At 65.0% G+C, this 13,529-nt stretch carries 9 protein-coding genes; all 9 read right to left on the bottom strand.

What is annotated here, in order from left to right; translation table 11 throughout:
- Positions 1-7: 7 nt before the first annotated feature.
- Positions 8-3,700, bottom strand: a complete 3,693-nt coding sequence (locus ACXAG6_RS15765) for an Ig-like domain-containing protein (RefSeq protein WP_475338741.1) — start codon at positions 3,698-3,700, stop codon at positions 8-10.
- A gap of 345 nt (positions 3,701-4,045) precedes the next feature.
- Complete coding sequence (murD, locus tag ACXAG6_RS15770; RefSeq protein ID WP_475338742.1) at positions 4,046-5,449, bottom strand: UDP-N-acetylmuramoyl-L-alanine--D-glutamate ligase; 1,404 nt, start codon at positions 5,447-5,449, stop codon at positions 4,046-4,048.
- A 205-nt stretch (positions 5,450-5,654) separates the two neighbouring features.
- The gene (locus tag ACXAG6_RS15775; RefSeq protein WP_475338744.1) at positions 5,655-6,326 is read right to left on the bottom strand and encodes an SDR family NAD(P)-dependent oxidoreductase; all 672 of its coding nucleotides are present in this window, start codon (positions 6,324-6,326) and stop codon (positions 5,655-5,657) included.
- Positions 6,323-7,408 carry a phospho-N-acetylmuramoyl-pentapeptide-transferase gene (gene mraY / locus ACXAG6_RS15780; protein ID WP_475338745.1) on the bottom strand — a complete coding sequence of 362 codons (1,086 nt, stop codon included), beginning with the start codon at positions 7,406-7,408 and terminating at the stop codon, positions 6,323-6,325. Before mraY ends, ACXAG6_RS15775 begins: the two co-directional genes overlap by 4 nt.
- A gap of 33 nt (positions 7,409-7,441) precedes the next feature.
- Entirely contained in the window at positions 7,442-8,866 is a 1,425-nt protein-coding gene (locus tag ACXAG6_RS15785) for a UDP-N-acetylmuramoyl-tripeptide--D-alanyl-D-alanine ligase (RefSeq protein ID WP_475338746.1), read from the bottom strand.
- Positions 8,863-10,353 (bottom strand): UDP-N-acetylmuramoyl-L-alanyl-D-glutamate--2,6-diaminopimelate ligase, encoded by a 1,491-nt coding sequence (locus tag ACXAG6_RS15790; RefSeq protein ID WP_475338747.1) that lies wholly within the window; start codon positions 10,351-10,353, stop codon positions 8,863-8,865. Before ACXAG6_RS15790 ends, ACXAG6_RS15785 begins: the two co-directional genes overlap by 4 nt.
- A 24-nt stretch (positions 10,354-10,377) precedes the next feature.
- Positions 10,378-12,159, bottom strand: coding sequence for a peptidoglycan D,D-transpeptidase FtsI family protein (locus ACXAG6_RS15795; RefSeq protein ID WP_475338748.1), 1,782 nt, complete (start codon positions 12,157-12,159; stop codon positions 10,378-10,380).
- The gene (ftsL, locus tag ACXAG6_RS15800; RefSeq protein ID WP_140014838.1) at positions 12,156-12,515 is read right to left on the bottom strand and encodes a cell division protein FtsL; all 360 of its coding nucleotides are present in this window, start codon (positions 12,513-12,515) and stop codon (positions 12,156-12,158) included. Before ftsL ends, ACXAG6_RS15795 begins: the two co-directional genes overlap by 4 nt.
- 6 nt (positions 12,516-12,521) lie before the next feature.
- Complete coding sequence (gene rsmH, locus ACXAG6_RS15805; RefSeq protein WP_475338749.1) at positions 12,522-13,526, bottom strand: 16S rRNA (cytosine(1402)-N(4))-methyltransferase RsmH; 1,005 nt, start codon at positions 13,524-13,526, stop codon at positions 12,522-12,524.
- Positions 13,527-13,529 lie beyond the last annotated feature (3 nt).

Consider the following 13,529-nt stretch of genomic DNA (forward strand, 5'->3'; position numbering starts at 1 on the left):
GACGGGATCACACCAGCGCCGGGTTCACCTGTATGTCCTGGTCGACGACAAGCGTGCCCTCGCCCAGCGTGTACACATCGTAGCTCTCGCCCTCGATCACCCGCGTCTCGCCGGTGGCCGTGGCCCCCGCAGCGTTGACGATGTCATCATCGCCGCCGTGAATGACGAGCTCATTGGTAAAGCCCGAAAGCTCCGCCAGCTGATCGGGCGTGATCGTCAGCTCCGCCTCGGAGGCAAACTGCAAATCCACCGCCTGAATATCGAACTGGCCAAGGCCCGGGTTGGCAAGATCAACCACCGAGTTGCCCGGATCTTCCATCACAAAGAGCGTGCCCGCGTGGTTGCCCGCCGCATCGGTGGAGGTGACAACAAGGTTGGAACCGGTCGGGATCGCCTCGTTGAAGTCAAAGATCACCTCGCCCCACTCGTCGTCGATCTCCAGATCGTAGGCCACTGCAGACACATTGCCCGCGCCGTCGATCTGCTGAACTTCGGTGATGTCGTCGTTCTGATCCACGCCAATCTCGCGCACACCCGTGCCCCCCTGACGGAAGCTCAGGATCACCGGCGCATCGGGGTTGTCGGTATCCACCGATACATCCGTGGTCTCGGTGCGGGTGTTGCCCGCCGCATCGGTGGCCACAACCGTGGCAGCGGCGGTGTATTCGCCCGTCGGGATCTCGCCCGCGGCAAAGGCCACCGTCCAGTTGCCCGCCGCATCGACAGTTGCGGCATGGGTGGTGCCCTCAAAGCTGACGATCACGCTCGACCCGGGCTCAACCGTGCCCGCAAAGCTCACCCCATCGGCCTGCTCTTCGGCGTTCACGATGTCGTCGCCCTCAACCGTGGAAATGGTCAGCGGCTCCACAAAGGTATCCACCTGCACCGAGTCGGTGATCGAGGCCATGTTGCCCGCCCCGTCGGTTGCCACCGCTGAGATGCTGGCCAGATAGTCGCCCTCTGGCACCTCTTGCGGCGCGAAGGTGGTGAACCATGTGCCATCCGCCAGCACCACCGCCGTATGCGTTGCGCTGCCAAGCGTGACCTCAACCGTCGAGCCAGGCTCGACCGTGCCCGAAAGCTGCACGCCCTCGCCATGTTCGACCTCGTTGACGATGTCATCCACCGCGATCGGCCCGTCGAGTGTGAGGTCGATGATACGATCCACCTCGATCTCGCCCGCCGCCGTGGCCACGTTGCCCGCCGCATCCGTTGCGGTAACCGAGACGCTCGCCATGGTCTCGCCCGCCGGAATGTCGCCGGGAAGGTAGGCCACCTGCCAGTTGCCAGCGCCATCCACCGTGGCCGGTCGTGTGACCCCCGCGAAGGTGACCTGAACCGCAGCGCCCGGCTCGCCTGTGCCAGTCAGCACCACGCCATTGGCGGCCTCGGCCTCGTTGATGATGCCGTCGCCTTCCACCTGGGCGTTCAGCGTCACGGCGGTCTCTGTGTCGATGGCCAGCGTGTCATGCGCGGTCGAGCTGTTGCCCGCCGCATCCGTGGCGGTCACAGAGATCGGCGCTTGATAGGTGCCCGGCGCAATCTGGCCCGGAGCAAAGCTTGCCGTCCAGCTGCCATCGGCGGCCACCACGGCCGGCACCGTCACATTGCCCAGCTGCACATTCACCGTGGAGCCCGGCTCGGTCATGCCGGTGAGGGTCACGCCATCCGCCGCTTCCACCGCGTTCACCACGTCATCGGCGGTGACCGGCGCGCCCGAAATCGTCACCCAGCCCATCGTGTCCACATCCACCACGGTCGTTGCCATCGAGGCGTTGCCCGCAGGCGATGTGGCCGTGGCGGTGACGGGCATGTCGTATTCCCCCGCCGGAAAGCTCGAGGGCGGGAAGGTGACAACCCAGTTGCCGCCCGCATCCACCACGGCAGGGTAGTTGGCCCCGTTCATGGTGATCATCACAGAAGAGCCCGGCATCGTGGTGCCCGTAAGCGAAATCGACTGCCCCGCTTCGGTGCCATTCACCACATCATCTGCGGTAACGGGATTGCCCGAAAACTCCACAAAGCCCAGCGTGTCGACAACAAGCGGCGCGCCGGTGGTGGCCACGTTGCCCGCGCCATCTGTCGAGGTCACGGTAATCTGCGAGGTATAGGCCCCCTCGGGGATGTCACCCGGCGCAAGCGTCAGGCTCCAGCTTCCGGTCGCGCTGACGGTTGCCGGATAGGTCGCATCGCCAATCTGCACCTCAACCACGTTGCCCGGCTGAGTGCTGCCCGTCAGCACCAACCCGCCCTCGCGGTCCTCGGCATTGATAACGCCATCCGCGCCCGCAAAGCCCGGGGTGAGCGTGACATTCGTCACCGTGTCCACCGTCCAGCTGCTGCTGGCCGTGGTCACATTGCCATGGGTATCGGTTGCCGTGGCCACCAGCGTGGCCTCGTATTCACCACCCGGAAACTCGCCGGGGCCAAAGGTAAGAGACCAACTGCCATCGCCAGCGACGGTCGCCGGATAGTCCACGCCCTCAAAGCTGATCACCACGGTCGATCCCGGCTGCGTCACGCCGGTAAAGCTGATGCTGCCCTCGGCCTCGGTGCCGTTGATCGTGTAATCACCGCCGAAGGAAAGATCGTCAAAGCTGACGCCCCCCACCGTGTCCACCACGATCACATCGCCATAGGTGGCCGAGTTGCCAACCGCATCCACAGCGTAAACGCTGACATCGGCTTCATACTCACCTTCGGGCGCAGCGTCGGGGCCAAAGGTGACCTCCCAAGTGCCGCTTTCGCCCACCACCAGCTCGGTGGCCACGCCGCCAACGGTCACGATCAGTGTCGCGCCCGGCTCTGAGGTGCCGCTGACAACAACGCCGTCGCCATAGCTGTCGCCGTTGAAGAAATCATCCGTGGAAACCACGCCCGAGGTAAAGGTCACCTCCGGGGCAACGGTGTCGATCAGCACGTCCGGGCCGGTCAGAACCACCTCGTCGCCGCCCTGATCATTGGTGGTCACTTCCACTCCATAGTCACCATCTTCGGGCAGCGTGTCGCCGGTGAAGATCACCTCCCAGGTGCCGTCATCACCCACGGTCACAACCTGGGTCACATCGCCCGCCGTCACCACAACATCCTCGCCCGGCACGCCGGTGCCGGTCACGGGGAAGCTCGGCTCAGGGTCGTCATCGCCGCCAAGGATCCAGTCGCCCGGCTCAACCGTCACGTCATAGGTGGGGCCACCGCCGCCGCCATCGTCACCGCCGCCCACGCCGGTGATGACACCGCCAACACCCACGAGCGCGGGGATCGCACCGCCACCGATGCCCCCAAGACCAAGCAGCCCAGTGTCAAACTGTGCCGCCATCACCTCGGGCTCTTCGTAGTGAATCAGATCGTCACTCGGGCTCCATTTGCCCCAGCTCGCCTCGTGCTGGTAAAGCGCATAAAGCTCTTCATCCGCACCTTGGGTCAGCTCCACCGCCATCAGGTCGCCGCCCTTGGAGAGGTAAAGCATGTTCTCGCCGTCGAAATAGCCCGCCAGCCGGATCATCGAACCATCGGCCAGCTCGATCACCAGATCATCGCCATCGCGGGTGTAGCTCTTCACGTCAGCTTCAGCGAGGTGCAGCGAAACTTGCTGCCCATTGCCCACGTTCAGCCGGGAGCCAACACCATCATTGCCGAAAGTACCATTGGAGAGGTTGCCCGCACCATCACGGACCACAAACTCAATTGCCTGCATCATAACCGCCTTTGTGTAGCCCAGCGTCTTATGCGCCAGTGCGTTTATATACGTCCGCCCTATATTTTGTTGTTAGGGGCGATACTCACTACTCTTGCTGCCAGATATACAGGATGATTCGGAAAAACAAAGCGGAAATTTGCCGAAATTTCGCCACACTGGCCCTTGGGGCATAAAAACCTGCCTATACAACATCTTGTAGCCTCACTTCGAGGCACCCAAACCGCCCGCGCAGGCCAAAAACGGGATCGAAAACTCAAGTTTTATTGCCTGAAAACCGCCAGATCAGGCCTCGCCCACCCTGCATTTCCGCATCGCCGTCAATGCCCGATTTCGGATCGACCGCGTTCAGCGCAGGGCTGCCTGCACGCACTCGGCAAAGTCCTCGCCCCGCTTTTCGAAGCTGTCATATTGGTCAAAACTCGCCGCCGCCGGGGCCAGCAACACCGTCTCGCCCGGCTGCGCTTCGGCCACCGCCCGCGCCACGGCCGCTTCCATCGTGTGGCACACTTCCGCCTCCACACCTGCGCCCAGCCGCATCGCAAAGCCCTCGGCCTCGCGCCCGATGACATAGGCTTTCACCACATTGCCGAGGCTGCCCTGCAAGCCCTCCAGCCCGCCTTCCTTCTCCAGCCCGCCACAGATCCAGCGAATGCCATTGAAGGCCGCCAGCGCCTTGGCCGCGCTGTCCACATTGGTGGCCTTGCTGTCGTTGACGAAGAAAACACCCCCCGCCTCGGCAATCCGCTGCGAGCGGTGCGGCAGGCCCTCAAAGCTGCGGAACGCGCGCTCAATCTCCTTCGGCCCCAGCCCCAGCGTGCGACAGGCCGCATAGGCCGCGCAGGCGTTCTGATGGTTATGCGCCCCCGGCAGCCCCGGAATATTGCGCAGGTCAACCGAGCCCACCTGCCGCCCCTTGCGCCACTCCGCCAAAAAGCCCTTCTTCGCAAACACAGTCCACCCGGCCCCGGCCAGCTTCTGCCCGCTGCTCACCCGGATCACCCGGTCATCCCCCGGCCCCTCGGCCATCTGCCCGGCCAAAAACAGCCCCTCGGGCTCATCCACCCCAATCACCGCCCGGTCCGGCCCGCCCTCTGCAAACAGCCGCCGCTTGGCCGCGAAATAACCGCCAAAGCCGCCATGCCTGTCGAGGTGATCGGGGCTGAGGTTGGTGAACACCGCCACATCCGGCGTCAGCGCCCGGGCCAGATCGGTCTGATAGCTCGAAAGCTCCAGCACCACCACGCCACCATCGCCCACCGGCTCGATATCCAGCACCCCGCGCCCGATATTCCCCGCCAGTTGGCAGTCCCGCCCCGCCTCGTTCAGGATATGGTGGATCAACGCCGAGGTAGTGCTCTTGCCGTTCGAGCCGGTCACCGCAAAAACCTTCGGCACCACGTCAAACCTGTCCCACTCCGGCGTGGCGAAAGAGCGAAAGAACAGCCCGATGTCATTGTCCACCGGCACCCCCGCCGCAAGCGCAGCGGCAATCGCGGCATGCGGCGCCGGATACAAATGCGGGATCCCGGGCGAAACCACTAAGCTGGCCACCCCCTCGAAGGCCCCCGGCTTGGTCAGATCGCGCAGCGCAATCCCCTCGGCCTCCGCCTTCGCCCGGCCACTCTCGCCATCGTCCCAGCCAATCACCTCGGCGCCGCCCGCCGCCAGCGCCCGCGCCGCCGTGAGGCCAGAGCGCCCCAGCCCAAGAACCGCCACCGTGGCCCCATCAAACCCGCGCACAGGGATCATCGCAAACTCCCGTTCAACCCGATCCCTGCCTACAACTAAGCGCAACCACCCGCAATCGGGCCCGAACCACCTGCATTTTCTTGCTGAAAATACTCAATCCCACGCCAACGCCACGCGCCACTGCCCTTCAGGCCCAAGGCGTTGCCGCCAAGGGCGGGGTGGCGGCGCGGGGTGGGTGGGTGGGGGAGCGCCGTCACCCCGCCCGTCACCACTCAATCGGCAGCTTGCGGCGAAAGAACCCGCCCGTCGGCCCATCCTCGCTCAGGGTCGCCAGCCACAGCGCCGTCTCCGCCGCCTCCTCGGGCGAGCTGGTCGCCTCCGGCCCGCCCATACGCGTGCGCACCCAGCCCGGGTCCATCGCGTTCACCTTCACATGAGGCGGCAAATCCCTCGGCACCACACAGGTCAGCGCGTTCAGCGCCGCTTTGGCAACGCCATAGCCATTCGGCCCCGCCATCCCCTGCGCAAAGCTGCCGTAGCCGGAAGAGACATTCACGATCCGCCCCCAGCCCCGCAGCGCCATCCCCGGCACCAGCGCCCGCATCAGCAAAAATGGCGCCTCCACCATCACCTGCATCGCCTCAAACAACCCCTCGGGGTTTTCAAACAGCGACCCCTGCGGAAACACCCCTGCGTTGTTCACCAAAATGTCGAAGGGCTCGCCATCGAGCAGCGACAGCATGTCATCAGGCTGCGTGAGGTCCATCACGAAGAGATCGGCCCCCAGCGTGTCCGCCGCCGCCTCCCCCGCCGCCTCGTCGCGGCAGGCAATCACCACCTCATGGCCCCGCGCAATCAGCCCCTCGGCAATCGCATAGCCAATCCCCCGGTTGCCGCCCGTGACAAGCGCTCGCCGGATGATCCCGTCATCACTCACCGGATTTTCAGCGTCGCCAGCCCGATCAGCGCAAGGATCAGCGAGATGATCCAGAACCGGATCACGATCTGCGGTTCGGCCCAGCCACGCTTTTCAAAGTGATGGTGCACCGGCGCCATCAGAAACACCCGCTTGCCGGTGCGCTTGAAGTAGAGCACTTGGATGATCACCGAGAGCGCCTCGGCCACGAAAATGCCGCCGACGATCGCCAGCACCAGCTCGTGCTTGGTGACAACCGCAATCGCGCCAAGCGCCCCGCCGAGGGCCAGAGAGCCCGTGTCGCCCATAAAGACGGCGGCAGGCGGCGCGTTATACCACAAAAAGCCAAGCCCTCCGCCGATCAGCCCGGCACAGAAAATCAGCAACTCACCCGAGCCGGGCACGTAATGCACGTCAAGATATTCGGTAAAGTCCACCCGGCCGACAGCATAGGCAATCACGCCCAGCGTCCCGGCCGCAATCATCACCGGCATGATCGCAAGGCCATCGAGCCCGTCTGTCAGGTTTACTGCATTGGCCGCGCCCACGATCACCACCATCGAGAAGGGCACAAAGAAGATGCCGAGGTTTATCAGCACATCCTTGAACACCGGCAAGGCAAGCTGCCCCTGAAGCTCTACAGGATGAAACCACGCCGCCGCCGTGCCCGCACAGGCCGCAATCAGCAGCCCAAGGCCAAAGCGCACCTTGCCCGACACGCCCTTGGTGTTCTGCTTGGAGACTTTGGCGTAATCATCGGCAAAACCAATGAGCCCAAAACCCACCGTCACCAGCAGCACGATCCAGACATAGGGGTTGTCGAGCCGCGCCCAGAGCAGCGTCGAAAGCGCCAGCGCCGAGAGGATCAGCAAGCCCCCCATCGTCGGCGTGCCCGCCTTGGTCAGCATATGGCTTTCCGGCCCGTCATCGCGGATCGGCTGGCCGCCCTTCTGGCGCTTGCGCAGCATGTTGATGAGCGGCCGCCCGAAGATGAAGCCAAAGATCAACGCGGTAAAAAACGCCGCGCCGGCCCGAAAGGTGATGTAGCGAAACAGGTTGAACGCTCCGCCCCCGTCACCAAGCTCTGCCAGCCAATAGAGCATGCCCCAGCCCCTCTTTCTCTTTTGTCGTTGTCGTTAATTCGGGCTGCCTTGGCCCATTTTCCGTATCGCGTCAACAACCCGCGCCAGCCCGGTGCCCAGCGAGGCCTTCACCAGCACAACGTCACCTGCATCCACCAGCCGCGAGATTTCCTTGGCCATCGCCGCGCCATCAGGTGCGTGATGTCCGCGCTGATCTTCCGGCAATGCAGCGTGCAGCGCCTCGCTCAGCGGGCCCACCGTGTGCACCGTGTCAATCGCCTCCATCGGCCCCAGCCCGGCCAGCGTCGCATGCAGCGCCCTCTCCTCCGGACCCAGCTCCAGCATGTCGCCGATCACCGCAATCCGGCGGCCCTTGCGCACCCGCCCGATGCCATCGCGCGGCGCGGTGGTGGCCAGCATTTCCAGCGAGGCCGCCATGGAGGCCGGGTTGGCATTGTAACTGTCGTCAAACAGGGTCAAAAACCCGCCCGCATGGGCCGGGTCGGTGGTGACCTCTTCTTTTGCGCCGCGCCCTTCATAGGGCGTCCACTTCGCAAGGTCCGCCGTGGCAAGCCCCGCGTCGGCCCCCAGCGCCTCCGCCACCGCCAGCGCCCCCAGCGCGTTCATCGCAAAATGCGTGCCCGGCGTGGTTAGCTTGAACAGCGCCGACCGGTCGTGCAGCCGCGCCTCCGCAACCGTCTGCCCCTCCGTCAGCACCACCTTGCCCAGCGCAAATTCGCCACCTTTCCCGAAGGTTACAACCGTCCCGCCAGCCGCCTCGGCGGCAGCGCGCAAAATCGGAGTGGTCTCAAGATCGCCATTGATCACCGCCACGCCGCCCGGCTCCAGCCCCTCGAAGATGCTCGCCTTTTCGCGGGCAATACCCTCCAGCGAGCCAAAGGCCGCCATATGGGCCGGGGCGACCGTGGTGATCATCGCCACATCGGGCCGCGCCATTCGCGCCAGCGGCGCGATCTCGCCGGGGTTGCTCATGCCAATCTCGATCACGGCAAAATCGGCATCCACCGGCATCCGCGCCAGCGTCAGCGGCACGCCCCAATGGTTGTTGAAGCTCTTCTCGGCCGCATGCACCCTGCCCTGCCGCGCAAGAATGGCCCGCAACATCTCCTTGGTCGAGGTCTTGCCCACCGAGCCGGTGACACCCGCCACCTTGGCGCGGCTGCGTGCCCGGCCCGCCCGGCCCAGCGCCTCAAGGCCCTCCAGCACATTCGGCACAATCAGCAGCGGGGCCTCTTCGCAGCCCTCCGGCACCCGGCTCACCAGCGCCGCTGCCGCTCCCTTGGCCAGCGCATCGGCAACAAAGTCATGCCCGTCGCGCACATCCTTCAACGCCACGAACATCTCGCCGGGCACAATGCTGCGGGTGTCGATCGAAAGCCCGTTGGCCGCCCAATCGCCGCCCCGCGCCTCGCCGCCCGTGGCCTGCGCCGCATCGGCAGCCGTCCACAAAGCGCTCATGTCATTTGCCCATCAAGCGCGGCCACGGCGATTGAAGCCTGCTCCACATCGTCAAAGGGAAATACATCATCCCCCACGATCTGCCCGGTCTCATGCCCCTTGCCCGCAATCAGCAGCGCATCGCCCGGCCCCAGCGCATCGACGCCGCGCAAGATCGCCTCAGACCTGTCGCCCACCTCGGTGGCCTCCGGGTCGGCCTGCAGAATGGCCGCGCGGATGGCCGATGGGTCTTCCGATCTCGGGTTGTCATCTGTCACGATCCGCACATCGGCATGGTCTCGCGCCGCCTCGCCCATCAGCGGGCGCTTGCCTGTGTCGCGGTCGCCCCCTGCGCCGTAAACCACCACAAGGCGGCCCATCACATGCGGGCGCAGCGCCTTCAGCGCGGTTTCAAGGGCGTCCGGCGTATGGGCATAATCCACAAACACCGCCGCGCCGTTCTGGCGGGTGGCAGCCAGCTGCATCCGGCCCCGCACCGTCACCAGTTGCGGCAGCGCGTTGAACACCTCCACCGGGTCCGCCCCGCTGGCGATGACAAGCCCGGTGGCCACCATCACGTTTTCCGCCTGAAAGCCCCCGATCAGCCCCAACCGCACCTGCCGCGGCGTGCCCTCATGCAAAAACCGCAGGTCTTGCCCGGTCGCATCGAACCGCTGCGAAATGATGCAAAGCTCATAGCCCTCATCGCGGCCCACCCGCAGCACCGCATGGCCCGCCTCCTCGGCAATCGCCGCCATCTCGGGGCCGCGCGCATCTTCCATGTTGATCACCGCCGGCGCATCGTCGGCCAGCACCCGATGAAACAGCCGCGCCTTGGCGTTGAAGTAATCTTCAAAAGTCTCGTGATAATCGAGATGATCCTGCGTGAAATTGGTAAAGCCCGCCGCCGCCAGCCCAACGCCATCCAGCCGCCGCTGCGCCAGCCCGTGCGAGCTGGCCTCCATCGCGGCATGGGTCACCCCCTCTTCCACCGCCGCCGCCAGCGCGCGGTGCAGGGTGATCGGCTCGGGCGTGGTGTGTTTCAGCGGATATTCCCACGCGCCCTCTACCCCGGTCGTGCCAAGGTTCACTGCCACAAGGCCCATCGCCATCCAGATCTGGCGGGTAAAGCTGGCCACGCTTGTCTTGCCGTTGGTGCCGGTCACGGCCACAATCACATCGGGCTGGGCGCCAAACCAAAGCGCCGCCGCCATCGCCAGCGCGCCTCGCGGATCTTCCACAACCACCAGCGCCGCGTTGAAATCGCGCAGGGCCTCAGCGGCCAGCGCCGCGCCCTCGGCATCGGTCAGCACCGCGCTCGCGCCCATACGCAACGCGTAGCCCACAAATTCTGCGCCATGAATGTTCACGCCCGGCAGCGCCGCGAAGAGAAAGCCCTCTTCCACATCGCGGCTGTCCACCGCAAGCCCGGTGATCCGCGCCTCAGCCCCGCCCTGAGCAGTCAGCCCCAGCTCTGCCAGCGATCTTACTTTTGCTCTCTCGCTCATCGCTGACTGACCCCTGCTTTCTGCTCAATTCGAGGCCTTTACTATCGCAGCTTCAGCGCCGGGTTCAACGCTTGGCCGAAGGCCCAAAAGCGGGGCGACGCGGCGGATCATCTCTGCCGTCACCGGCACCGCCGTCCAGCCTGCCGTGCGGCGCGGCTTGGGGCCGGTCAGTTCCACCGGCTCATCGAGGCTGACAACCAGCACATATTTCGGGTCATGGGCCGGGAAGACGGTAGCGAAGGTGGCAATCACCTTGTCCTTGTAATAGCCACCCCGCGGCTTGGGCTTGTCGGCGGTGCCGGTCTTGCCACCCACCGCATAGCCCTCCACTTCGCCAAAGCTGGCGGTGCCCTCGGTCACAACCTTGCGTAGCATAATTCGCGCACGCTCCGATGTGCGCGCACTCACCACGCGCGGCCCGGTCTTGTTCACGCTCTGCTTCAGGAGTGTCGGGTAAACCCTTGTTCCCCCGTTCAAAAGCGAGGCATATCCCGTCGCCAAATGCAGCGGGCTGGCCGAAAGGCCGTGGCCGTAGCTGATCGTCATCGTGGAGATTTCCGACCACTTCGGCGGCAGCAGCGGCTTGCCCGTCGGGGCCTCTACCATCTCCACCGGGGTCGGCTCCAAAAAGCCCAGCTGGTCGAGGAACTCCCGCTGCCGCTTGGCGCCAATATCCATCGCCAGCCGCGCCGTGCCGATGTTGGAAGACTTCACGATGATCTTGGTCACACTCAGCTCATTGCCGTAGTTGTGGAAGTCGCGAATCCGGTGCTTGCCCCATGTCAGAGGGCCCTTGGTGTTGATCACCGTGTCCGGGTTCACCAGCCCCAGCTCCATCGCTTGCGCGGCGGCAAAAATCTTGAAGGTCGAGCCAAGCTCATACACCCCCTGCACCGACCGGTTGAACAGCGGGCTGTCAGATTGGTCGCCACTGGTCAGCGGGCGCGGGCGGTTGTTTGGGTCAAAGTCCGGCAGGCTGGCCATGGCGATGATCTCACCGCTGTGCACATCCATCAGCACCGCACTCGCGCCCTTGGCGTTCATCAGCTTCATGCCGCCATAAAGCACCTCTTCCGTCACCGCCTGCACCGTGAGGTCGATGGTCAGCTCAAGCGGCTTGCCGGCGCGGGCCGGGTCACGCAGCAGCTCGTCAAATTGCTTTTCCACGCCCGCAACGCCCACAACCTCGGCGCTATGCACCCCCTCGCGGCCAAAGCTCGCGCCGCCAAGAATATGCGCCGCCAGCTTGCCATTGGGATAAAGCCGCATCTCGCGCGGGCCAAACAGCAGCCCCGGCTCGCCAATGTCATGCACCGCCTGCATCTGCTCGGGGCTGATCTTCTTCTTGACCCACACAAACTTGCGCTTGCCGGTGAACTGCCGCTTCAGCTTTTCCACATCCAGGTCGGGGAAGATTTTCGCCAACTCCTCGGCGGCACGCTCCTTTTCCACCATATGCGGCGGCTGGGCATAAAGAGAGTGAGTCGAAAGGTTGGTGGCCAGAACCCGGCCCTGCCGGTCAACAATGTCGGCCCGGGTGGCGCTGATCAGCTCGGCCACGCCGCCGCTGGTCGGCTCGGCGGGCACCGAGGCCGCAAGGTGCCCCATCCGCGCGCCGATCACCACGAAAGCGCAAAAGAAGCACACGCCCAGCACAAACAACCGCCCCTCGGCGCGGAATCGCAGCTTGTCGCGCTGCTCCTCATTGCGCTTGCGCAGGTTCTCGCGCTCGATGGCATCGGGGTTCTGCCCGCTCTGGCGCGCAGCAATGACGCGGGCCAACGGGCGCAGCGGGGTGCGGGTCATGGGGTCTGCTCCTCTTCGTCATCCAGCGTGCCGCTGATCTCTACCGGATCGGTAATCGGAAGCGGCTCCTCAGCCGGGAAGCCCACCTGGTCCACCCGTCCAAACTGCTCGGCCCCGAAAGGCAGTAGCCCAAGCCGGGTGAAGTTCAGTTCCGCCAGTTCGGCCAGCCGCTCGGGGCGGTTGAGATAGGCCCATTCAGCCCGCAGCATCGCGCGGGTATCATAGAGCGCGCGGATCTCACCGCGCAGCTTGGCCATATCCTTCTGGGCTTTCTGGGTCTGGTAGTTCTCATGATAGGCCCAAAAGGCCAGGCCCATCACCGCCAGCGCCGAGATGACATAGAAGAAGCCACGCATCCGTCCTTACCCTTTCCACCAATGTTTCGGGCCCGGCAGGCCCATTTGTGCCCTATCCACTTCGCCACCTGCCTCGCCCGTCCGCCGCGCCATGCGCAGCTTGGCCGAACGCGCGCGCGGGTTGGCGGCGGTCTCTTCCTCCGAGGGGGCCACCACCTTGCGCGTGATCGGCGCAAAGGGTGCCGGCGGGGCCGCAACCTCGGGCGCATAGCGATTGCCGCGCGGGGCGGCACCCGAGCGCGCGGCGAGGTAGCGCTTCACCACCCGGTCTTCGAGCGAATGAAAGGTGACAACCGCCAGCACACCGCCCTTGCCCAGCAGGCCCTCCGCCGCCTCAAGCCCGGCGATCAGCTCGCCAAATTCGTCGTTCACCGCAATGCGAATGCCCTGAAAGCTGCGCGTTGCCGGGTGCACCTGCCCCGGACGCGGCTTGGGCAGGCAGGAAGATACCACCTCGGCCAGCTCCAGCGTCCGGCTGAAGGGCCGGGCCTTCACGATTGCCTTGGCAATCCGCCGCGCGGCCCGCTCTTCGCCGTAAAAGTGAATAATATCCGCCAGATGCGCCTCATCGGCCTCGTTCACGAGGTCAGCCGCACTGGGGCCATCGCTGGCCATCCGCATATCCAGCGGCCCGTCCCGCATAAACGAAAAGCCCCGCTCCGCCTGATCGAGCTGCATCGAAGAGACGCCAAGGTCGAGCACCACGCCGTCAACCGGCCCCTCCACCAATTCGCCCATCTGCGAAAACCGGCCCTCAAGCACCTCCAGCCGGGGCGCAAATTCCGCGATCATCGCCGCCGCGTTTTCCACGGCGCTCGGGTCACGGTCGATCCCGCTCACCCGCTCTGCGCCCGCAGCCAGCAGCCGACGCGCATATCCGCCCGCGCCAAAGGTGCCATCCACCCAATGGCCAGCCACCGGTGCGGCGTTCTCGATCAAAGGATCAATGAGAACCGGAACATGCGGCGGCCCTGCGGGCGTGTCTGGCGAAAGGCTTTCGGCCGCCGCCATCGC

The sequence above is a fragment of the Vannielia sp. ABF1_015 genome (assembly GCF_056160745.1).